The organism is Pseudomonas sp. PSPC2-3, from assembly GCF_049898265.1.
Classification (GTDB): domain Bacteria; phylum Pseudomonadota; class Gammaproteobacteria; order Pseudomonadales; family Pseudomonadaceae; genus Aquipseudomonas; species Aquipseudomonas veronii.
In genome coordinates this window covers 211645-232848 of record NZ_JAFCXJ010000009.1, presented here as the reverse complement: position 1 = coordinate 232848, position 21204 = coordinate 211645, and the positions used below count along the sequence as shown (strand labels likewise).

The 21204-nt window shown below is 59.9% G+C and carries 18 protein-coding genes; 11 read left to right on the top strand and 7 right to left on the bottom strand.

What is annotated here, in order from left to right; genetic code table 11:
- The first annotated feature begins 18 nt into the window (after window positions 1-18).
- The 3 genes from ACP7E3_RS21795 to ACP7E3_RS21785 all read left to right on the top strand — a co-directional run bounded on the left by ACP7E3_RS21795 (window position 19) and on the right by ACP7E3_RS21785 (window position 2905).
- Window positions 19-1056: an SDR family oxidoreductase gene (locus tag ACP7E3_RS21795; RefSeq protein ID WP_108525573.1), complete on the top strand. Its 1038-nt coding sequence runs from the start codon at window positions 19-21 to the stop codon at window positions 1054-1056.
- Window positions 1053-1616 carry a histidine phosphatase family protein gene (locus ACP7E3_RS21790; RefSeq protein ID WP_426124322.1) on the top strand — a complete coding sequence of 188 codons (564 nt, stop codon included), beginning with the start codon at window positions 1053-1055 and terminating at the stop codon, window positions 1614-1616. Before ACP7E3_RS21795 ends, ACP7E3_RS21790 begins: the two co-directional genes overlap by 4 nt.
- Before the next feature lie 248 nt (window positions 1617-1864).
- Window positions 1865-2905, top strand: coding sequence for an NAD(P)-dependent oxidoreductase (locus tag ACP7E3_RS21785; protein WP_057005102.1), 1041 nt, complete (start codon window positions 1865-1867; stop codon window positions 2903-2905).
- Between the two features lie 10 nt (window positions 2906-2915).
- On the opposite strand, the gene ACP7E3_RS21780 is transcribed toward ACP7E3_RS21785, so the two are convergent.
- Complete coding sequence (locus ACP7E3_RS21780) at window positions 2916-3110, bottom strand: hypothetical protein (RefSeq protein WP_426124320.1); 195 nt, start codon at window positions 3108-3110, stop codon at window positions 2916-2918.
- A gap of 32 nt (window positions 3111-3142) precedes the next feature.
- Window positions 3143-3400, bottom strand: a complete 258-nt coding sequence (locus ACP7E3_RS21775) for a hypothetical protein (RefSeq protein WP_426124318.1) — start codon at window positions 3398-3400, stop codon at window positions 3143-3145.
- 119 nt (window positions 3401-3519) lie between these two features.
- On the opposite strand from ACP7E3_RS21775, the gene ACP7E3_RS21770 reads away from it, so the two are divergent.
- Entirely contained in the window at window positions 3520-4395 is an 876-nt protein-coding gene (locus ACP7E3_RS21770; RefSeq protein WP_017847330.1) for a WYL domain-containing protein, read from the top strand.
- Here the strand turns inward: ACP7E3_RS21770 and ACP7E3_RS21765 are convergent.
- Entirely contained in the window at window positions 4361-5020 is a 660-nt protein-coding gene (locus tag ACP7E3_RS21765; protein ID WP_231589862.1) for an ankyrin repeat domain-containing protein, read from the bottom strand. The genes ACP7E3_RS21770 and ACP7E3_RS21765 overlap by 35 nt on opposite strands.
- Window positions 5002-6474: a hypothetical protein gene (locus ACP7E3_RS21760; RefSeq protein WP_426124315.1), complete on the bottom strand. Its 1473-nt coding sequence runs from the start codon at window positions 6472-6474 to the stop codon at window positions 5002-5004. The genes ACP7E3_RS21765 and ACP7E3_RS21760 overlap by 19 nt, the downstream gene beginning before the upstream one ends.
- A 550-nt stretch (window positions 6475-7024) precedes the next feature.
- Here ACP7E3_RS21760 and ACP7E3_RS21755 point away from each other — a divergent pair.
- From ACP7E3_RS21755 to ACP7E3_RS21740, 4 genes are all read left to right on the top strand, one after another.
- A complete protein-coding gene (locus tag ACP7E3_RS21755; RefSeq protein WP_057005104.1) occupies window positions 7025-7957 on the top strand; it encodes a chemotaxis protein CheV in 933 nt (310 codons plus the stop codon).
- Window positions 7905-9176, top strand: a complete 1272-nt coding sequence (locus ACP7E3_RS21750; protein WP_426124313.1) for an HD domain-containing phosphohydrolase — start codon at window positions 7905-7907, stop codon at window positions 9174-9176. The genes ACP7E3_RS21755 and ACP7E3_RS21750 overlap by 53 nt, the downstream gene beginning before the upstream one ends.
- A 131-nt stretch (window positions 9177-9307) precedes the next feature.
- On the top strand, window positions 9308-11470 hold the full coding sequence (locus ACP7E3_RS21745; RefSeq protein ID WP_079444755.1) for a methyl-accepting chemotaxis protein: 2163 nt from the start codon (window positions 9308-9310) through the stop codon (window positions 11468-11470).
- A 158-nt stretch (window positions 11471-11628) separates the two neighbouring features.
- Window positions 11629-13068: an ArnT family glycosyltransferase gene (locus ACP7E3_RS21740; protein WP_046381991.1), complete on the top strand. Its 1440-nt coding sequence runs from the start codon at window positions 11629-11631 to the stop codon at window positions 13066-13068.
- A 14-nt stretch (window positions 13069-13082) separates the two neighbouring features.
- Here the strand turns inward: ACP7E3_RS21740 and ACP7E3_RS21735 are convergent, their stop codons facing one another.
- Entirely contained in the window at window positions 13083-13571 is a 489-nt protein-coding gene (locus tag ACP7E3_RS21735) for a TIGR00645 family protein (protein WP_017847323.1), read from the bottom strand.
- Between the two features lie 163 nt (window positions 13572-13734).
- On the opposite strand from ACP7E3_RS21735, the gene ACP7E3_RS21730 reads away from it, so the two are divergent.
- The gene (locus ACP7E3_RS21730; protein ID WP_128191698.1) at window positions 13735-15558 is read left to right on the top strand and encodes a hypothetical protein; all 1824 of its coding nucleotides are present in this window, start codon (window positions 13735-13737) and stop codon (window positions 15556-15558) included.
- Between the two features lie 6 nt (window positions 15559-15564).
- On the opposite strand, the gene ACP7E3_RS21725 is transcribed toward ACP7E3_RS21730, so the two are convergent.
- Both ACP7E3_RS21725 and ACP7E3_RS21720 read right to left on the bottom strand, forming a co-directional pair.
- The gene (locus ACP7E3_RS21725; protein WP_017847321.1) at window positions 15565-15882 is read right to left on the bottom strand and encodes a hypothetical protein; all 318 of its coding nucleotides are present in this window, start codon (window positions 15880-15882) and stop codon (window positions 15565-15567) included.
- A gap of 179 nt (window positions 15883-16061) precedes the next feature.
- Window positions 16062-18500 (bottom strand): Lon protease family protein, encoded by a 2439-nt coding sequence (locus ACP7E3_RS21720; RefSeq protein ID WP_017847320.1) that lies wholly within the window; start codon window positions 18498-18500, stop codon window positions 16062-16064.
- A 267-nt stretch (window positions 18501-18767) separates the two neighbouring features.
- Here ACP7E3_RS21720 and ACP7E3_RS21715 point away from each other — a divergent pair, with 267 nt between their 5' ends.
- Both ACP7E3_RS21715 and ACP7E3_RS21710 read left to right on the top strand, forming a co-directional pair.
- A complete protein-coding gene (locus ACP7E3_RS21715; RefSeq protein WP_046381990.1) occupies window positions 18768-19256 on the top strand; it encodes a DUF3015 domain-containing protein in 489 nt (162 codons plus the stop codon).
- Between the two features lie 92 nt (window positions 19257-19348).
- On the top strand, window positions 19349-21202 hold the full coding sequence (locus ACP7E3_RS21710) for a DUF4105 domain-containing protein (protein ID WP_046381989.1): 1854 nt from the start codon (window positions 19349-19351) through the stop codon (window positions 21200-21202).
- The last annotated feature ends 2 nt before the right edge of the window (window positions 21203-21204 follow it).

Sequence of the window (21204 nt, the reverse complement as noted above, 5' to 3'; positions counted from 1 at the left end):
TGTATGACTATGGACCCCATGCGCAACGCATTCGTCACTGGCGCAACCGGCTTGCTGGGCAACAACCTGGTGCGGGAACTGGTCGCACACGGCTACGCCGTCAAAGCCCTGGTCCGCTCACGGGCCAAGGGTGAGCAGCAGTTCAACGACCTGCCGAGCGTGGAACTGGTCGTTGGCGATATGGCCGACACCGACGCGTTCGCAACATCGTTGCAAGGCTGCGATACGGTGTTTCATACCGCAGCGTTCTTTCGCGATAACTACAAGGGCGGCAGCCACTGGGAAGCGCTCGAAAAGATCAATGTCGCCGGTACGCAAGCCCTGCTTCACCAGGCCTATCGCGCGGGGGTCCGCCGCTTCGTGCATACCTCGTCGATTGCCGTGCTCGACGGAGCCCCCGGCACCTCTATCGACGAGACATGCCTGCGGGCCGAAGCCGATGCGGATGACTACTATCGCAGCAAGATCCTCGCCGAGCGTGTCGTCTTGACGTTCCTTGAAACCCATCCCCAAATGCATGCCTGCATGGTGCTGCCCGGCTGGATGTGGGGCCCGGGCGATATGGGCCCGACCTCCTCCGGACAATTGGTCAAGGACGTGATCAACGGCAAGTTACCCGGGCTGATCCCCGGCACCTTCTCCGTGGTCGATGCCCGCGATGTGGCATGTGCCCAGATCGCCGCAGCCAAACATGGGCGGCGAGGAGAGCGCTACCTCGCGGCCGGTCGCAACTTGACCATGCGCCAGTTGGTACCTGTGCTGGGGCGTATCGCGGGCGTCAAAACCCCTGTTCGGCAACTGCCAGTACCCGCGCTGTACCTGTTGGCGGCGGTGCAGGAGGTTTACGCGCGCGTTACCGGCAAGCCTATTTTGCTGAGCATGGCGACGTTGCGCCTATTGATACGAGAGGAGCACCGTACCTGTTTTAACCACCACAAGAGCGAACAGGAGCTTGGCCTGAGTTTTCGAGTGCTGGAGCAGACCGTTTCTGACACTGTGGCGTGGTATCGGAAACATGGCGTGGTTAAGCCAAACAAGGACGAAAACACACGATGAGCAAAACCATCATCCTGATGCGTCACGGCCAGCCCAAGATGGCCGCGCGCGAAAGAATCTCAATGTTCGAGATGAAAGACTGGATCGAGCAATACAACCGATCCGAAATCATCCGCCATCCGGCTCCGGACGCCAGCCAGCAACTCGCCGCAGCCGCCACCCTGGTTGTTTCAAGCAGCGCGCCTCGTGCGCTGACCTCGGTCGAGGTGCTCGGGCTGAAGCCTGCTGTCGTCGACGCGCTTTTCTGCGAAGCGCAACTGCCTTATGGCCGTTGGCGATTGCCCCGGCTATCGCCGTTTATCTGGGCATTTATCTTCCGGGTCTTATGGCTGTGCGGTTACTCACGCAATATCGAATCCGCTGGCGCCGCAAGGTTGCGCGCCAACACGGCCGCTCAACGACTGCAGTCCCTCGCCGGTGAAGGGCCGGTTCTGCTGCTCGGTCATGGCGTGATGAATCAAATGATCGCCAAACACCTGCTCGCAGACGGTTGGACCCGCCAACAGCACAATGGCAGCCAATATTGGAGCGCGACGGTGTATCAATACGCTGGTGTATAGACGGTGATCGGCTGAGCGCACGCAACCGTCCAGGTGGCACACCGCCCTGATACAGTGTCTTTGCTACGCGTGTGAAGTGCAGTGCTTCGGCTACGGCCAAAAGGAGCCTCACTCTCAGAAGCGCGGACAACGCTCCCGTTATGCCTGGAACGTGAATAACGCGGCTTCACGCTCTATGGTGGAGTGCGAACAAGGACGTCATCGAGGTGGCCGAGGGACTCAGGCACTCTTTCAAGAGGATCACGCGCATGGCATTCACCACCCTGATACTGGACGCCCCTGGCCCGCCGCTGCTATTTGAGGAAATCGACCGATTCCTTGAACTGGGGCTGGCCGTCACCCTGAACCTTCATTATTTCACCGACCAGGACGGCATCAGGAACCACTACGGCGAGCGCATTCAATACGCCCAGATCAATTGCCACGACAAGTCCGCCTTCATCGCGGCGGTAATCCAGGCCGGGGGCTACAGCGTGTTCAAGACGCGCCTGAACATCCCCCTCGATGGCGAACTGATCAGCGCCGCCGCCTCCCCTGCCTTGGCAACACCGTTGCGCGCCATCGCCCAGGCAGGCGTGGGGCTTAACCACATCGACCGGCAAGAGGCCGAGCGCACTGGCGTGACGATACTGAACACACCAGGTTCCAACGCCACGGCCGTCGCTGAATACGTGGTGGCCCAAGCGGTGTTTTTATCCAGGGACCTCAGCCACTACAACACCGAAACCCATAAAGGCCACTGGTCCAAGGGCAGCCTACCTCCCGGCCAGGAGTTCTCCGAGCTGACGCTGGGGCTGGTGGGCACTGGCGGCATTGCCCAACAGGTCGCTCGCAAGGCGCGGGCACTCGGCATCAAGGTCATCGCCACCGGTTCGGAGCGCTTTACCGATCAGGTCGCACGGGACCTTGGGCTTGATCGAAGACCAACCCTCTCGCAGTTGCTCGGCGAAGCCGATGTCGTCTCGATCCATACACCACTCACGCCGCTCACACGGGGCCTGTTCGGCAGTACAGCGTTCAGCCAGATGCGCCCGGGCTCGATCCTGATCAATACCGCCCGCGGTGGCATCGTCGACGAGGACCAACTGGCAGCGTTCATGACCCGCTTTCCCGGGCATATCAAAGCAGTCGCCATCGATACCTTTGCCCAAGAAAAGGACCGCTTCAACTCACCGCTGGCAGGCATTGCCAACGCACAACTGACGCCGCATATCGCGGGCAATACCGCAACGGCAATCAGGACGGCTTCACGCCAGATCGTCGACAAGATCCACGCGTTCAGCCTGTAGCTGTCGACGCCTAGCGCCGCGCCACACACTCTGCCAGCGCTGCCTCCAGCCACCCGGCCGCGCGCATTGTCAGGGCCGTGCTGCCGCACTTCGGACAGCTCGCGAACCAATCGCCGGGCATCAGCGCGTCACTGCGCGGCGCAATGGTTTTCTTCCACTTGCAGTCTTCACACACAAAGGTGAAGGGTCTGGGTTTTATCGGCATGAATGGGTTCTCCTGGATGGCGATACTGCGGATTATTCTGTGACCGGGAGCAGCGCTTGCAGCAATTCCAGCGTGCGCTGCAGCTGCGCGACGTGTTCTCGCTCGGCGCGCAACGCCGACCGCAGCTCGCGGTTTTCCATGTCCAAGATCTGCGCCAAACGCAGATCCTTTTGATAATGGGCAACCATTTTCCAAAGCTCGCTCAACTTCAAACAATGCTGTACCAGCACCAGCAGGATGATCCCTATCACCGCCAATGCCCCCGTCGAAACCACTTCCGACATACTCATGTTCACATCCTTCCATCCCTTCGAGATATTCCGAAGACAGCGACACGATATGTAGTGATTTACGACAGGTCTAGAATGTAGACTTATACAGGTAAAGTATTCACGCACATGGAGCAGGTATGAAACGCAAGCAATCCATCGAACAAGTGCGCTGGGACCTGGCACTTCGCTATCGTTTGATCGAGACCGTCGCCTGGTGGGAAGGCCGCCTGACCACGGGGCACTTGATCCAGAGCTTCGGCATCAGCCGCCAGCAAGCCTCCAAGGACATCAATACCTACATTAATGAACATGCGCCCCGAAACTTGACATATGACAAGCAACGCAAGGGCTATGTACCGAGCAAACACTTCAAGCCGCTGTTCATCGATGACAGCGCCAGTGCCTACCTGCACCTGCTTTACCAGAACAATGAACGGGCGCCGCACATCGAAGGCCTGGCCCTGGCATATGCCCATACCAAGGTGCTCGAAGTGCCGGACCGGCCGATCCGGCCAGAGATCCTGCGCCCCTTGCTCGCGGCATGCCGCGACGGTCTGCGCCTGGAGACCGAGTACGTATCGCTCAATACCCCGAACGTGGAAATCCGCCTGATTGCCCCTCACACCCTGGTGTACACCGGGATGCGCTGGCATGTGCGCGCTTACTGCGAGAAGAATCGGCAGTACCGCGACTTTGTGCTGAGCCGCCTGCGCGGTGAGCCGGACCTGCTCGACGCGTCGCAGAACACACGGGAACTGGACGAAGACTGGAATACCGAAGTGCCGATCATCTTCGCCCCCGATGGCCGCTTGAACGCGGCGCAGCAGGCCATCATCGAAACCGACTTCGGCATGACCGACGGGCAACTGGTGGTGTCCAGTCGCAAGGCACTGGTGAAGTACGTCTTGCGCCGCTATCAGGTCGACCCGCGCAACCAGGCGACCAACCCCGAGGCCCAGCAGATCGTGGTCACCAATCTCAAAGAGTTGAGACCGTGGTTGATGCATGATTGAGGCGCATGTCCTGCCAGAGGCGCAGCGCACGCAGGCAATTGTCGATCTCGGCCGCGAGTAAGCGCTGTGCCAGTTCATGCTGGCCGTTGAGCAGAGCAATATTGCGCAGCGTATTGCCCTGGTGATTCTTCGCGCCCAGATCAAGACCGAACGTCATGGCGCGGTCGATGAAGTACCGCGCGGCCTTCAAGTGACCATTGAGCAGCAGCCAATGCAGTGGCGTGTTCCCCAGCCCATCGCGGTCATTGAGGCTGGCACCCAGGCGGTAGCGGGCTTGCAGGGTTTTGACATTGCCGTATCGCGCAGGCAGGTGGATGTACTTGTCGTGGGGCATGAAGCTGCCCAGGCCGGCCCAGCCGCGAATCTGCGGGTTGCCCTGGGCGCCGAGTGACTCCAGCGTGTCGATCAGGCCGCTGCGGTTCAGCCGGTAAGCCATGTCCAGCGGCGTGTCACCCGCCAGGTCGCGCTGATTCAAGCCGGACGGATCGAGAGGCGGCGCCTCATCGAACAGCACGCAGAGGTGCCAGTCGCTGAGGCCAAGCTCGGCGCGATCATCGATGCGCTCAAACAGAGTGATCGGCCGCCCCGCACACAACGTCGTGAGCGTCACGCCTCGAGCGAACATGCGCCGAAGAAACGCTCGAAGAGCGGCGTAGGCAAATGCTTGTCGTCCAACAGACCGAAGTGCTTGCCCACGTTGCGTCCCAGGGCCATCAGTGTGTTTGCGCTGTTTTTCGTGCCGGCGTACCCGGCGCTCAAGATCGACTCGACGCGCGCGTCACCGGTCGACTCTCGCTGATACGCCCGCCCCGTGATCATGACGTCTACCAGACACACGCTGACGCGCTCATCGCCCAAGGTGAAAGGCTCCAGCGCCTCGCTCGCCAAGACGGCACGCAAGCCGTCCTCGCCACCGGCGACAATCCGCTCCAGCGCTTCAAGGGAGCGGTCGAAGAGGTCGAACTCCTGCATCGAAAACGCAAAACAGTAGTCCTGAGCGGTAGCCCGCGAGATCGGACGCGCGTGGTGCGGATGAGTCGACAACCAGTCAACGAACGAGGCTTTATCGCTTTTTCCACCCTCGCGACGGAACAGCAGATAGTCGTTGATGACCTGACTGAAAGGGTTCCCCGTCGGCACCCAGCCCGTGCTGTCACGTTCTTCGGGTTCCGGCAGGTCAACCACCGGCACGGCTGACTTAGGTGTCCACCCAAAGCACCGCAGGTCATAGCCAAGCACAAACAGGCTGGCCTCGAACGCATGGCACCGCGCAGGCAGCGCGCCTTGCTCGGCGAACCAGCCGGTGCGCTCGAGCAGGGCGCGGATAATCCAGCCCAACCGCACTTGCCAGCGGGCCCATGTCTCATAGCTGATCGAAGAGAACTGAGGCGCGGCCAGGCCGTTCAAAAATGCTCCGGGGTTGCGGATCTGGCTGCCACGAGCGGCTCCGGACGGGAAAGCCAGCAAGGGTTTGCCGCTCCCCGTCCATTGCTGGCGAAACAGTGAATACAGCATGCCTATCGCTGCGCCGACGCGGCTGTCATAGATGGGGGAGCCCGACGAATCAAACAACGCATGAATCTTGGTCAGGCCCGCATCGAAACGCTCGACGCTGATCGCATCGAGATCATCCAGGTCATTTTTGCCATCGAGCGACATCAGCCCGGCCATCTTTTGCAGATAGCTCGACAGCTTGCCGTTTGCGGCCAGCCGGTGCAAAAACGGAATGGCGCCCCGCACACCGCCCCAACGAAGAATCTGCAGGCAGGCTTGAAGCGCTTGCTGGTCATTCCCCTGTTTGACCGCACTCGTCAGCCATTCGCGAAGTTGCCCGAGAGAGCGTTGGGTTTCAGCCCAGGTGCGTGAATCCACCGAGCATTGGTGAGCATCCTGCCAGCTTGCCTTCCAGCGATAGTGCCCAAGCACCTGCTCGATGCCCTGGACATCAGCCGTCAAACCGCCAGGCACGAATTTGCTCGACTTGAAGCGCAGCTTGAAGGTCAGCGTCGGCAAGTTCGCTGCAAGCCATGCGATGAAGGACTCAACTTCAGGTTGCGCCAGGAACTGTTCGCGCTGCATGCAGACCACCTTGCCAGTAATATCGAATGGCCACACCCTAAGCAAAATCAGCGACCCCGTCCACGATGTTTGTCCGTACAGGTAAACAAATGGAGCAGGTTCTCAGGCCCGGACTAGACGCTTCTCGACCATCGCCAGGGTTCGGCCGAAACAGACATATGAACGGTTCAGCCACCCCGCTTCTGTTTACACGCGGCCCATCGACTTATGCATCGGCGTGCCTTTGCAACGCATGCGCGAGATCGATGTGCCCGGCACCCGCAAGGATCATCAGCGGCGGTCATGCCTCGACTCCGACTTGGGCTATATGAACTATCGAATGTTGCAGATCATCTAAAACCTTCGATCTAAATCATTCTCAACAATAACAAACAATAAGTTAGCCAACTAAGCATTTAAAACAACTGTGCGAAAAGACATTCAGCTGACTTCATATCGCTTTAACGACCAAGCCTGGCATTCTTTTATTTTCACATATATTTTACATCCCCCTACATATGCTAATGTCATTACGACATCAGCGCTGTTCAACCAGGTTTAAGGAGTGTGTATGACCGGTGTACTGGCCTCCGTTAACAGCCGCACACAACTGGTCGGGCAGAACAGGCTCGAACTGTTGCTGTTCCGCTTCAACAATCACCAACTGTACGGGATCAACGTATTCAAAGTTCGTGAAGTTATCCGCTGCCCGAAGTTATCATCGATACCAAAGTCTAATAACAATATTTGTGGCGTGGCCAATATCCGAGGTGTCTGCATCCCTATTCTTGACCTGGCCATGGCAACGGGACTGCCCGGAGTCGAGGATCAGGAAAGCGCTTTTATAATACTTACGGAGTACAACAATCGCGTTCAGGGTTTCCTCGTCTACGCGGTCGAACACATCGTCAATCTGAACTGGGAAGACATCCATCCGCCGCCCAAGGGCAGTGGTGAGAACAATTACCTGACGGCCGTCACCCGCACGGACGACCGCCTGGTCGAGATCATCGATGTTGAAAAGGTGCTGACAGAAATATCGCCATCGTCCGAGGAAATATCCAGCGGCGTAATCGATCACGAAGTCACCCAGCAGGCGCGACACCTGCGGGTGTTGACCGTGGACGACTCGATGGTCGCGCGCAAACAGGTGACCCGCTGCCTGGAAACCGTGGGCGTCGAGGTAGTGGCCTTGAACGATGGCCGACAAGCGCTGGACTATCTGCGCGCCATGCTCGACGAAGGGCGCAAGCCGGATGAGGAGTTTCTGATGATGATCTCCGACATCGAGATGCCGGAGATGGACGGCTACACCTTGACCGCCGAGATCCGCAACGACCCGCGCATGGCCAACCTGCACATTGTGCTGCACACCTCGCTCTCGGGGGGCTTCAACCAGGCCATGGTCAAGAAAGTCGGGGCCGACGACTTCCTGGCCAAGTTCCGCCCCGATGACCTGGCCGGCCGCGTCGTCTCACGTATCAAAGCCGTCAACACGAACTGACGCTCTACGACAACAACACTCAAGCCAAGGAGGCTGCAAGGAAACGAATAAGAACAAAATCAACAGAGGGCAAATCATGTTGAAATGTAATGAGCTCTATCATCTGGCGCCAGACAACGGCGAGGCCAGGCCCTTCTGGCAAGGCCGCGCACGCGACGCGCAGGCGGATATCCAATGCGCCATGGGCTGCGGCGCGCAGCTACCCGAGACGCCCCAGTCAGCAGAGCCGCCCCCTGCGCCCGCAGCGGCGACGATCACTCCCACCTGCATGAACAACGAGCTCGTTGCCGCCCAGGAAATCTGTGCCCGCGCCAAGACCGCCGTGGTCGAGATGTTCAGCCATGTCCGCATGGGCCGCGCCCTGGAGTTGGAGAATATCAGCGTACTGGTCGACGACATTTCCGCGTCGATCGCCCGCCATCCCAATGCCTTTATCAGCCTGGCACGCCTGAAAAGCCTCGACGATTACACCTATATGCATTCGGTCGCCGTGTGTGCACTGATGATTGCCCTGGGCAACCAGTTGAACCTGCCCGCCGTGTTGATTCGCCGGGTCGGGATGGCCGGCCTGCTGCATGACATCGGCAAAATGGCCATACCGGGCGCGATCCTCAACAAGCCCGGGCGCTTGAGCGGTGACGAATTGCAACTGATACGCACGCACCCGCTGGAAGGTGAGAAAACCCTGCTGGCGACTTCGCAGATGTGCGACATGGTCGTGGATGTCTGCCTGCATCACCATGAACGGGTGGACGGCAGCGGCTACCCCCATCAGTTGGTCGGCGACCAGATCAGTCTTTTTGCGCGAATGGCCGCCGTTTGCGATGTCTACGATGCAATCACCTCGGATCGTTCCTACAACCAAGGCTGGGACCCCGCGGTCGCCATCCAGCAAATGTCGACATGGGACGGGCATTTCGACGACGAGGTGTTCCGCGCGTTTTTGAAGTCCGTGGGTATTTATCCGGTGGGGTCTATCGTTCAGTTGAAAAGTGGCAGTATCGGCGTGGTGATCGAACAACACCCCGACTCTTTATTGACGCCAAAGATTAAGTTGTTCTTCGTGCCGGTGTTAAATATTTATATCACCCCAAAAATAATCGATCTGAGTGATCCCGAACAAACCGATCGCATCATTGCGCGCGTACCGTCACAGCGTTATGGCTTTAAAAACACCGAACGTCTCTGGCTCGACGATGAGGCGTCCGAGCAGAACTAAGCGACGCCCCAGCTGTACTGCATTTATATGCTCAAGCAGCCCATGATCAAGCAGTAAGCCTTGCGAACAAAAAAAACTGAAATGCCGCCATCCAATTATGTCGGCAACTACTAGCGTGGGCAGGAAATACCATGAAATTCAACTCATTACAGACTCGGATTTGCTTCACCGCCGGACTCTGCCTGTTAATCTCTTGCGCGAGCCTGGTGTTATATGGGTTGTACTCCTCAACCGCCAATCAAGCCTACGTGGGCACCGAAGTTTCAACATTGATCGAAAGCGGCACCATTCGCGAAGTACAAAACCTGGCGGAGTCCCGTGCCAATGCGATCAGGGCGAAACTGCAAAATGCCTTGGACTCGGCACGCACGCTGGCCAATACGCTGGGCGCGAGTAAAAGTGCGCAAAGCCCGCTGGCACTGGGCCGCGATCAAATCAATACAATGTTGCTCAGCGTGCTCAAGGACAACCCCGACTTCAACGGCACGTATTCGTGCTGGGAGCCGGATGCGGTGGACGGCCAGGACCAAGCGTTTCGTAACAACGAAGGCGGTAACAACCCGTTGACCGGCCGCTTCACGCCCTATTGGACACGCGGCTCGGACGGCCATATCGCCGTGCAACCGCTGGTCGAATACGACTCCGATGCCCGCCACCCCAATGGCGTGCTCAAGGGCGGCTGGTACAGCGGCCCCCGGGACACCCTGAAAGAAAGCGTGCTCGACCCTCTTCCCTACGTGGTGCAAGGCAAAAATGTGTGGCTGACCACGCTCTCGGTGCCGATCACCGCCAATGGCAAGTTTTACGGCGTGGTCGGCGCAGACTTCGACATCTCGTTTATCCAGAAACTCAGCGAGCAAATGTCCGCCGACCTCTACGGCGGCAAAGGTTCGGTGTCGATCCTGAGCAACCAGGGCTTGGTGGTCGCCGACAGTAAACGGCCGGAACTGATCGGCCAGTCATTGAAGGCATTGCTACCCGACACCTGGGACAAGGTGCTGGCCAATGTGCAGAAAGGCCAGGGCGACAGTCGCCTCAACCAGGAGTCCCAGGAAATCGAAGTACAGATGCCGATCATCCTGGGCCGCACCGAAAAACCCTGGGCCATCTTGATCCACCTGCCCAAGGCGGTGGTCATGAGCCAGGCGATTGCCCTGGAGAAGGAACTGCAATCCCGTGGCGTCAGCAGCAGTATCTGGCAGGTCTCGGTCGGCCTGGGTATCTCGGTACTGGCATTGCTGGCGCTGTGGTTCGCCACCGCAAAAATCGTCGGGCCGATTCGTGAAGCCGCCGCCTTGGCTGCCAACATCAGCCTGGGGGATTTCTCGCGTCGCCTGGTGCAAAAATCCGACGATGAAGTCGGCCAGTTGTCCTTGGCCTTGAACGAGATGTCCGAAAGCCTGCAGCGTCAGGTCCGTGTGGCTGAACGTATCTCCGAAGGCGATCTGGACCTGGAAGTGCGTTTGTCCTCCCCCAACGACACGTTGGGCAAGTCCCTGGAAAAAATGGTCGGCAACTTGAACACCTTGATTTCCCAGGTGCAGGCCAGCGCCACGCAAATCACCGGCAGCTCCGCACAAGTCACCGAGTTGAGCCAGTCGTTGTCCGACGGGGCGTCCAACTCGGCGTCGTCCATCACTGAGATCAGTGCCGTCATGACGCAAATGGCCGCGCAGACCACCGACAACGCCGCCAACGCGAAAAAGGCCGACGAACAATCCCAGGCCTCACGCGCCGACGCCGGGGAAAGTGACAAGTTGATGAGCGAGCTGATCGCCGCCATGACCGAAATCGACAACTCGGGCAAAGACATCACCGCGATCATCACCACCATCGACAACATCGCCGCCCAGACCAACCTGCTGGCCTTGAACGCGGCGATCGAGGCGGCACGCGCCGGCGAATTGGGCCGTGGCTTTGCCGTCGTCGCCGATGAAGTCAGGAGCCTCGCCGCCCGCAGTGCCGAAGCGGCCCAGCAAACCGCGGCGCTGATCGCCGACTCGTCGACCAAGACACAGCGCGGCATGGTCATCGCCGGTCGCACGGCCGACTCGTTGCGAAACATCGTCACCGGCACCAGCACCGTTTCCAGCCTGGTGTCGCTGATCTACCAAGCCTCGAGTGAACAGGCGTCCGGCTTGCAGCAAGCCAGTATCGGCCTGGAGCAGATCGACGAAGTCACCCAGCAGAATCAGGCCAACTCCCAACAATGCGCGGTGGCTGCCCGCGACCTGTCGGAACGGGCCAGCTCCATGCAACAAGGGTTGAGCCGGTTTAAAGTCAAAGCGACATAACCCCCATCCGCAGTGAAGCCGGGGCGGAAATAAACCACCGCCCCGGTCCCCCTGCACAAACCTCGTACCCATTCATGAAATATTAAGAATCGCCCCCCTATACTCACCGATTGCGAGCCGTTCCCTCGAACGGCCCCCTGCCCCGGTAACCAGCCCCCATGACGCGTCCCGTTCCTCTGCTGCTCCTGCTTGCTGGCCTGTTGTTCTTCTTCGCCCTTGGTAACCATGAACTGCAAGGCTCCACTGAAGCCCGTGTCGGCGGGATCGCCATGGCCATGCACCTGGACAACGACTGGGTGGTGCCACGGCTGTTCCGTGAGCCGTTCCTGGAAAAACCGCCCCTGAGCCTGTGGCTCGACGCCGGCGCGATCCGCCTGTTTGGCGGCACGCCCGGGGCCGTGCGCCTGGCCTCGGCGTTCGCCGGGTTGTTCAGCGTGATGCTGCTTTACGGGATGCTGCGCACGTTCGGGCGGCCAAAGACACTGGCGTTCTGCGCGGCGCTGATCCTGGCGACCATGGCCAGTTACTGGAGCAATGTGCGCGGCGTCGGTGAAGATGCATTGCTCAGCCTGGGTGTGACCACCGCGCTGCTGGCGTTCTACCAGGCCATGCGGCCGGCGGCCGAGCGCCAGGGCTCAACCGCCTGGGCGTGGGCCCTGTTCACGGCCGGGATGGTGATCGCCACCCTGAGCAAAGGCGTGCTGGGCCTGGCGATGCCGGGCATCGTGATCTTTGTGTACCTGGCCTGCACCAGTTGGATGGACAAACGCCTGCGCATCGGCGACTGGCTGCGGCCGGCACTGTTTACCCTGCTGGCCTTGGTGCCACTGCTGATCTGGCTGGGGTTTCTGTTCCAGCGCGGCGGGCTGCAGGCGGTGGGCGAAGTGCTGTGGACCAACAGCGTCGGGCGGTTCAGCGGCTCGTTTGTCGAAGCCGGGCACTACGAACCCTTCTACTACTACATCGCCAAACTGCCCGAAGCCTTTTTGCCGTGGAATATCCTGGTGTACCTGGGGTTGTGGCACTTCCGTAAAAGCCTGGTGCACAACCGCTACCGTCTGTTTTTCTGCGTCTGGCTGGTGGCGCAATTCACCCTGCTGACCCTGGCTTCCAGCAAGCGCACCGTATACCTGATGGCGCTGACGCCAGCCGCCGCCGTACTGGCTGCGGAATATGCGCAGGTGCTGCTGCACTGGCTGAAAGATCACAAACCGGCGCTGTATAAGCGGCATAAAATCGTGATTGGCGGCGTGTTCACCGTGCTCATCGCCTGCTACCTGAGCGCTGCTTTCTGGTTCGCGCCAAAAGCCGACAAAAAACAGTCCTTCGTGCCCGTGATGAGCCAGATCCAGGCGCTACAGGCCGAAGGCAAAAAGGTCGCGTTGTTCCGGCCCAACGAGCGCATCGATGGCGCCAGCGTGTTCTATCTGCAGGCCTACTTGCCGATTCTGCAAACCGAGCCCGAACTGCACAGTTACCTGGCCGCCGCCCCCGGCAACGTCGCGCTGCTGGATAACACGGAGCAACTGACCGGCAAGGTCACGGTGATCAAGGAGATGGCAATCAATCGCCAGCCTTACTACTTCATCGGGCAGTAAAGCCGGCGCGGGGATCAGTGCTTGGTGAGCTTGTCCAGGTAACCCATGGCGAACGCCGAGACCACAAAGGTCATGTGGATGATCACGTACCACATCAAATGCTGCGGATCGACGTTCTTGGCATCCATGAAGATGCGCAGCAGGTGGATGGAGGAAATCGCCACGATGGAGGCGGCCACTTTCATCTTCAGCGAGGAAGAGTCCATGGTGCCCAGCCAGTTGAGCTTTTCCTTGTTTTCATCGATGTCCAGCTGCGAGACGAAGTTCTCGTAGCCGGAGATCATCACCATCACCAGCAGGCCGCCGACCAGTGCCATGTCGATCAACGACAACAGCAGCAGGATCACTTCCGATTCGAGCATGCTGAAGATATTGGGAACGACGTGAATGATTTCCTGGAAGAATTTCAATGCCAGGATCAACAAGCCCAGGGACAACCCCAGGTAGATCGGCGCCAGCAACCAGCGCGAGGCGTACATCGTATTTTCGATAAAGCGTTCCATTGAATCTCACACAGCGTGGTTAGAAATGACGGCGAGTATACCAGCCGCTACCCAACACCTGTGACCGCGAGAAAACTGACCTGAGTGGCATCTGTAAGAGCGTTTTTCTGCTAGTGTCGAGGCCATCAACTCGGCTCAAAGACGTCGGACAGGAAAACTCAAGATGATGGATGTGCGTTCCCCTTGGGCCAGCATCGGCCTGTGTGCGGCATTGCTGCTGGCCGGTGGCTGTTCTCCCAGCGACGAGCAAAAGCAGACCACCCTCGAAGAGAAAACCAAGCAGTTCGAACAGTCGCTCGACAGTATCCAGGACCCCAAACTGCGCGACGCCATCGCTGACCTCGGCGGTTCGCTGTTGTTGCTGGAACGGGCGCGGGTCAAGCTCGCCAGCAAGCCCATCGAAGCCGAATACGGCGAAGACAGCCTGGCCCTGCTCAAGCACTACCCCACGCCCCAGGCCCTGGTCGACACCTACATCAACGGCCTGTTCGTGCTGCGCAAGACCTCCCACTCCGACTACCTGACCGATCTGCAGCCGGTGTTCCCGTTCAACTTCAACACCCCCGACCAGTTCCCGTTCCCCCACGGCCTGGAATGGCAGTCGGTGACCTTGAGCAACAGCAAAGTCATCCCCTTCCAGCCGGAATGGTCGGAAACCGATCCCGGCATCCAGTTGAGCCCCAGCAGTTCCAACCTGACCAACCCCGATGACCTGACGGTGACCTACCCGTTCATCGACGGCATCGAGACCGACAACAAGAGCCAGCCGCAGCCCGTCAGCCTCAAAGGTACGGTCGAGGTGGTCGCGCCGGGCAAGGTGCTGACGTTCGACCTGTCGAAAAAAGACCTCGGCCACCCGCGCACCGAGGGCAATATCACCCTCAACCTGCTGAGCCTGGAAAAAAACTACGCCGAGATCGAACTGACCAACCACGAACCGCTGGCGGCGGAGGTCGGCGACGAATCACCGGACCCGTTGCTGGTGCAGGCCCGCGACAGTACCGGGCAGTTCCTCACGCGCTCGGGCTCGATCAACGAAAATGCCGCGCAGGTGGCGTTCTACGAGAAACAACTGGCGCAGATGCAAAAGCAGAAAGCCTGGTCGGACGCGTTTGAGAAACAACTGACGGACGAGCAGAAAGCCTTCGAACACCAGCAAAGCAGCCATTACGCCAAGGTCTACTTCAATGGCCTGATCGACACGCTGCAGGTCGACGTGCTGGACTTTTCCAAGGCCACGCTGACCCGCAAGGACCTCGACCTGCCCGTATTGCGCTTCGACAAGAACAGCCTGCAGAAAACCGTGCAAGCCTTGCCGATGGCGGTAACGGTGTACGACGACAGCACCGCCAGTTGGCTGAAAACCGCGACGATGACCGAGGACCAACTGAAAAACAGCGTGACCATCAGCCAGTCCGTCGAAGATGCCAGCGCCGCGCATATCGTGTTTGACCACCCCTACACCTTCAACGACGAATTGGCGGGCACCGAACGCAACAGCGACGAAGCCCCGGTGACGTTTTTCACAGCCAATGAAAAAGGCGAGCGCGGCGAGCCCATCGAGTTGCCGAGCGAAGCCTTCGAGCTGAACCCTGCACGCGGCACGCTCACCTACGACCTCAACCTGTTCCCGGAAAACCCGGCGTTTGTGGTGGGCTCGATTCCGCTGTTCCTGGCCAGCATCGACCAAGCCACGATCGACGTGACCAAGCTGCCCAAGGGCCTGTCGCTCAAGGACAACGCGCTGATCGTCGACCAGGCGCAGTTCCCGTCCGACAGCTGGCGCTTCTATGCCAAGGACGCCAGCGGCAACTACCTCAAGGAAATCCTCGGGGTCAGCCACCACGCCGAGGAATACGGCACGGCGTTGTTTGATGTGCACTACTTCTACGGCCAGCCGACCCAGCTGGAAAGCTACCAGCGTACCAACCTGAGCACCGTGCAATACGGCTTCGAGGTCAAGCTGGACAAGCCCGAAAGCAAATAACCGGGCCTACAGGGCCAGGCATTCCTGCCCGTTATTGAGCTGGCGCAGGTGGGCCTGCAGATGCAGGCACCAGATCTGCGGCTCCTGCGCCAGCTCGTAGCCTTGCTGGGTCAGGTTTTCGACGATTGATTGCAGGAAGGTTTCGGCCACGAACGGCCCGGGAAACGGTCCCTGGGATTTGATGGTCGAAGGCTGCTCACCGGTCATTCCAGCGGCAAACAACAACGTCCACATTCCGTTATCCCCCGCGAGAGGGCGAATGGAGCATTCGATGCGAGTGCCCAGGCCCAGACACTGGCGGGTCAGGCAAAGGTTGCGCGGCATGGCGGCGACCCTCGGTAGATCGGCGTTCAGCCTCAAGCACGGCGAGACTGTTTCTATCCTGCGACTCCGGTGGATATCCCTAGTGCTCAGAATAGAAGAAAAACGCGATAAACCAAGGTTGTAGAGACCAACGGGCGTTGGCCCCCAACCTGGAGTCAATTTAGTGGCGGGCTAACCGATCAGCTCGGTTTGGCTTCCGCCTGCGCGTGCAGCGCCAGTTCCTTTTCAGCTTCCTTCAAGTCTTCCTCGCTGATCATCTCGGCAATCGCGCGCAAACGCTCGACCACACGCGCATTCACCGTGCCTTCGGGGAATTGCCCTTCTGCGTCCGGCTCACCGGCCGGCTCGCCGACCAGCAGGCTCAACGCCTCATCCGCCTGGCGCACCGCATAGATATGGAATTGCCCGGCGCGCACGGCCTGCAACACCTTCTCATCGAGCATCAGCGTGGCGACGTTGGCCTGCGGAATGATCGCGCCTTGTTCGCCGGTCAGCCCACGCGCTTCGCAGAGGCGGAAGAAACCTTCGATCTTCTCGTTGACCCCGCCCACCGCCTGCACTTCACCAAACTGGTTGATCGAACCGGTGATGGCAAAACACTGTTTGAGCGGGGTTTTCGACAAGGCCGAAATCAAGGTACAGGCCTCGCCCAGGGACGCGCTGTCGCCGTCCACATAACCGTAGGACTGTTCCAGCGCGATACTCGCCGAGATCGCCAGCGGGAATTCCTGGGCATAACGGCTGCCCAGGTAACCGGTGAGGATCATCACGCCCTTGGAGTGAATCGGCTGGCCGAGGTTGACCTCGCGCTCGATGTCGACGATGCCGCTGCCGCCCGGGTACACCGTGGCGGAAATCCGCGCCGGCACGCCGAACGCCGAATCGCCGACTTCCAGCACCGTCAGCCCGTTGCACTTGCCGACCGCCGCGCCGGCGGTGTCGATCAGGATCACCCCGGCGAGCATGTCGTCGAGAATCCGCGCCGACACCCGTCCGGTGCGCGTGGCCTTGGCCTTCAGCGCACGTTCGATGTGGCCGGCGTCGGTCATTTCGTCGCCCGCCAGGTGGCGAATGAAATCCGCCTCGCTGACCAGTTGGAACAAGTCGCCAATGCGCGCCGACAACCGCCCCTGGTGTTCGGCCAGGCGTGCGCTATAAGTGGCCAAGCGCGCCACCGCGTCCGAGGTCAGCGGCGCCATGCCCTCTTCCGAGGTGCGGGTTTTCAGCAACTGCGCGAACTGCTCGAGGCTTTCGTCGACCATCGGGATGTCTTCGTCGAAATCCACCAGCACGCGGAACATTTCCTGGAAGTCCGGATCGGCGTCCTGCAACGCGTAGTACAGCTGGCGGGAGCCGATGATGATCACCTTGACCTGCAACGCAATCATCTGCGGGTTGAGCGTCACCGTGGCCAGGCGGCCCAGTTCGCCCAGCGGCGACTCCATCTTAAGCTTGCGCGACTGCAGGGAACGCTTGAGGGCGTCCCACACAAACGGCTCGCTGAGCATCTTCTCGGCTTCGAGGATCAGGAACCCGCCGTTGGCCCGGTGCAAGGCGCCCGGACGCAACTGACGATAGGTGGTGTAGAGCGCGCCCTGATCGGTGCTGTATTCGATCCGGCCGAACAGGTTGTCGTAGGTCGGGTGCGGTTCAAACACCACCGGGGCGCCGCCGTTGACCGGATGGCCGACCACCAGGCTCGGGCAGTACTGTTCTTCGAGCAGCTTGCGGGCCTGGGCGTCGGTCTTGGCGTCGTCCACCAATTGCTCGACCACGGTTTTCAGCAAGTACACCTGCATGGCTTGCAGGTAACCGCATACGGCGGCGTTTTCTGCGTACTTTTCCGACAACGGTGACAGCAATGGCTGTAGGGCCAGGGTGATGGTTTCTTCGTTGAACTGACGCAGTTGGTTGTTCGACTCACGCTTCCACTGCGGCAGGCTGGCCAGCTCTTCGTTGAGGCGCTCTTCCAGTTCGGAAATATCGGTGTGGAAGCGCTCGCGATCGACTTCCGGCAGCTGCGAGAACTCGGCCTCGTCCAGCGCCTTGCCGTCGAGCATCGGGGTGAACGCGATGTTGGAACTGTCGCGGTACAGCGCCACGTCCTTTTCCAGGGCCAGGCGTTCGATCACGTCCAATGCCTTGTCGTAACGCTGGTTGAACGCGCGGTCGATGGCGCTTTTGCGTTGTTGATACGTCGGGTGTTCGAACACTGCCGGGAAGGTCGCCACCAGGTTGTCGATCAAGCCGTTGATGTCGCTGATGAACGCCGCGGCGCCGCCTGCCGGCAGTTCCAAGGCGCGGGGTTCGCGGGGCTCATCGAAATTATTCACATAGACCCAGTCCGACGGGGTCTGCAGGCGTTTGCCTTCGGCCTTCAGGTAGCGTTTGACGAACGAAAAGCGGCCGGTGCCCGGCTCGCCCATGACAAACACGTTGTAACCGGGGCGTGGCATGGCCACACCGAACTGCAAGGCTTCAACCGCACGTTCCTGGCCAAGCACACCGCGAAAGGGCTCCAAATCATTGGTGGTCGAGAAGCTGAACTGTTCAGCGGAGAAAGGGCGAGTCAGCGCTTCGGGCGCTAGACGCAAGCTGGCAGCAACAGGATCAGGCATCGGGCTTCCTTACATCAGGCGGGGCAGATGGCGGCATTCTGGCTCTCTGTTACGCGCTCTGGCAAGGCGCGCCTGAGGTAAAGCATAGACACGGGCTGCGTCCTACAAAAAAATCGAGATATCTCTGATTGTTTTATTAAAAATCACGGAACCCCTGGAACCTGCCTAAACTCCAAACTGCGCGGGCTGGACTAATAACCGGCCCCTAAGGCGCGTTACTGCGCCTGAACCCTTGTCCATTGGTTTGCACACAAAGAGAACAAAGCTATGAAACGGATCCTTCTCGGTACTCTCTTCACCGTCGTTTCCCTCAACGCAATGGCTGAATCACCCGGTGGCCCGAACTGCGGTTGGGGCAACATGCTGTTCGAAGGCCAGCGCGGCACGCCGGCGCACTTCCTGGCGTCCACCACCAACGGCACCTCGGGCAACGCTACCTTCGGCATGACCTCGGGCACCAACGGTTGCAGCACCAACAGCGCCCTGACCTACGGCGGCAAATCGTGGATTGCCATGAATGGCATGATGAACGAGCTGTCCGAAGACATGGCCAAAGGCAATGGCGAGGCGCTGACCACCTACGCCGTGGTACTGGGCGTTGCACCAGAAGATCGCGAGCACTTTGCTGCCGTGACCCACGAGCACTTCCAGCAAATCTTCAGCAAGGCCGACGTGACCGCTGACGATGTCCACAACAACACCCTGGCTGTACTGAAAAGTGATGCCCGCCTGGCGAAATACGCAACCCAGGCTTAAGCTCGAGCCGCCCGCGCCCTCCAAGGCGCGGGTCTTATTTTTGGACCCGCCTCCCCGCTTGGGTCTCACTTTTTCCGACTTAAGTTGCCCCTATGCTCAAACGCCTTGCCTGGATGGCACTCTTCGCCTGCGCCCCGTTGTATGCGGCGCCGCATCTTGATGATCAACGTTTGCAGCAATTGGCCAACGATCCGTTCTGGTTGTCCTTGGGCCATTACGAAGCCGGCAAAGTCAGTGGCTGGCGCAGCTATGTCAGCGACAAAAAATTCTTCCTCGCCGCCGATGGCGCCCATCACCCGGATGCCGAACTCAAGGCCACCGTCGACGCGCTCTACGCGCCGGCCAGCCTGGGTGAAAAACACGCACAATGCGTTTACCCCGCACGTACCCGCTGGCTCAAGGACCGGTTGCAACTGACCGACCTGCCCGCCGTGGGCTGCAACGAATTCAAGCAATGGTTCAAGGACGTCGCGCCCCATAGCGCGGTGATGATCTTCCCGGCGGCCTACCTCAACAGCCCTTCATCGATGTTCGGCCACACCCTGCTGCGCATCGACCAGGCCGACGTGCAGAGCAACAACACCGCGCTGCTCAGCTATGCGATCAACTTCGGCGCGTACATCGAAGGCTCGGACAACAGCATCCTCTACGCCTGGAAAGGCCTGATGGGCGGCTACCCCGGCCTGTTCGCCCTGGTGCCCTACCAGGAAAAACTCTCCGAATACCGCAGCCTGGAGAACCGCGACCTGTGGGAATACCGCCTGAACCTGACCCAGGTCGAGACCGAGCGCATGGTCGAGCACGTGTGGGAACTCAAGCAGATCCAGTTCGACTACTTCTTCTTCGACGAAAACTGCTCCTACCGCCTGTTGGAGTTGCTGCAAGTGGCCCGCCCCGGCCTGCGCCTGACCGAGCAATTCCCGCTCACTGCGATCCCCACCGACACGGTCAAGGCCGTGAAAGACGCCGGCCTGGTCGAGAAGATCGACTATCGCCCGTCCCGTGAGCGCGAGTTGCTGGAACGCGCCAAACCGCTGGACAGCGACGAGCAGCAATGGGTGCTGAAAGTCAGCGACGACCAGAAACAACTGCAGGCGCCCGCGTTTAAAGCGTTGCCGCGCGAGCGCCAGGCGCTGATCATCGACGCCGCCTACCGCCTCGGCCGCTACCGCGCCAATGGCCTGGAGCGCGACACCGAACGCTCCCAACGCAGCTTCGAACTGCTGCGTGCGATCAACCAGAACCCCGCGCCCGACCTGAAGATCACGCCCCCAGGCCTGCCGGAAACCGGCCATGAATCACGCACCTGGCAAGCCGGCATCGGCACGCGTGGCGACAAAGCCTTCGGCGAATACGGCCTGCGCATGGCCTACCACGACCTCAACGACAACGCCGAAGGCTTCCCCCTCGGCGCGCAGATCGAGATCCTGCAAATGAAACTGCGCCAGTACGAAGGCAACCACTGGCAACTGCAGCAACTGGACCTGGCCACCATCCGCTCCCTGACTCCGCGCAACGCGTTGCTGCAACCCTGGTCATGGCAAGTCACCGGCGGCCTGGAACGCGTGCCGGGCAAACACGACGATGAAACCCTGGTCGCCCACGTCAACGGCGGCGCCGGCGGCACCTGGCAACTGCGCGACGACATGCTCGGCTTCGCCCTCGGCACCGTGCGCGTGGAACACAACAACGACTTCAGCGAAGCCATCTCCCCCGCCGCCGGTTTCAACACCGGCGTACTGTGGAAAAACCCGCTGGGCAACCTGAGCCTGGAAGCCAAGGGAGATTTCTTCACCAATGGCGAAGTACGGCGCAGCATCAGCCTGAACCAGCAGTGGGAATTGTCGCGCAACCTCGGCCTGCGCCTGAGCGCCCAACGCGAGTACAGCCACTTGTCGACGCCGGTGAATGAGGTAATGCTTGAGATGAAGTGGTATCACTACTGACC

Excerpts from the sequence above, each read along its gene's own strand:
- ACP7E3_RS21740 (WP_046381991.1), top strand. The coding sequence starts at position 11,629 with ATGACGCGTCCCGTTCCTCTGCTGCTCCTGCTTGCTGGCCTGTTGTTC.
- ACP7E3_RS21715 (WP_046381990.1), top strand. The coding sequence starts at position 18,768 with ATGAAACGGATCCTTCTCGGTACTCTCTTCACCGTCGTTTCCCTCAAC.
- ACP7E3_RS21785 (WP_057005102.1), top strand. The coding sequence starts at position 1,865 with ATGGCATTCACCACCCTGATACTGGACGCCCCTGGCCCGCCGCTGCTA.
- ACP7E3_RS21755 (WP_057005104.1), top strand. The coding sequence starts at position 7,025 with ATGACCGGTGTACTGGCCTCCGTTAACAGCCGCACACAACTGGTCGGG.
- ACP7E3_RS21720 (WP_017847320.1), bottom strand. The coding sequence starts at position 18,500 with ATGCCTGATCCTGTTGCTGCCAGCTTGCGTCTAGCGCCCGAAGCGCTG.
- ACP7E3_RS21775 (WP_426124318.1), bottom strand. The coding sequence starts at position 3,400 with ATGAGTATGTCGGAAGTGGTTTCGACGGGGGCATTGGCGGTGATAGGG.
- ACP7E3_RS21710 (WP_046381989.1), top strand. The coding sequence starts at position 19,349 with ATGCTCAAACGCCTTGCCTGGATGGCACTCTTCGCCTGCGCCCCGTTG.
- ACP7E3_RS21750 (WP_426124313.1), top strand. The coding sequence starts at position 7,905 with ATGACCTGGCCGGCCGCGTCGTCTCACGTATCAAAGCCGTCAACACGA.
- ACP7E3_RS21795 (WP_108525573.1), top strand. The coding sequence starts at position 19 with ATGCGCAACGCATTCGTCACTGGCGCAACCGGCTTGCTGGGCAACAAC.
- ACP7E3_RS21730 (WP_128191698.1), top strand. The coding sequence starts at position 13,735 with ATGATGGATGTGCGTTCCCCTTGGGCCAGCATCGGCCTGTGTGCGGCA.
- ACP7E3_RS21790 (WP_426124322.1), top strand. The coding sequence starts at position 1,053 with ATGAGCAAAACCATCATCCTGATGCGTCACGGCCAGCCCAAGATGGCC.
- ACP7E3_RS21780 (WP_426124320.1), bottom strand. The coding sequence starts at position 3,110 with ATGCCGATAAAACCCAGACCCTTCACCTTTGTGTGTGAAGACTGCAAG.
- ACP7E3_RS21725 (WP_017847321.1), bottom strand. The coding sequence starts at position 15,882 with ATGCCGCGCAACCTTTGCCTGACCCGCCAGTGTCTGGGCCTGGGCACT.
- ACP7E3_RS21765 (WP_231589862.1), bottom strand. The coding sequence starts at position 5,020 with ATGTTCGCTCGAGGCGTGACGCTCACGACGTTGTGTGCGGGGCGGCCG.
- ACP7E3_RS21745 (WP_079444755.1), top strand. The coding sequence starts at position 9,308 with ATGAAATTCAACTCATTACAGACTCGGATTTGCTTCACCGCCGGACTC.
- ACP7E3_RS21760 (WP_426124315.1), bottom strand. The coding sequence starts at position 6,474 with ATGCAGCGCGAACAGTTCCTGGCGCAACCTGAAGTTGAGTCCTTCATC.
- ACP7E3_RS21735 (WP_017847323.1), bottom strand. The coding sequence starts at position 13,571 with ATGGAACGCTTTATCGAAAATACGATGTACGCCTCGCGCTGGTTGCTG.
- ACP7E3_RS21770 (WP_017847330.1), top strand. The coding sequence starts at position 3,520 with ATGAAACGCAAGCAATCCATCGAACAAGTGCGCTGGGACCTGGCACTT.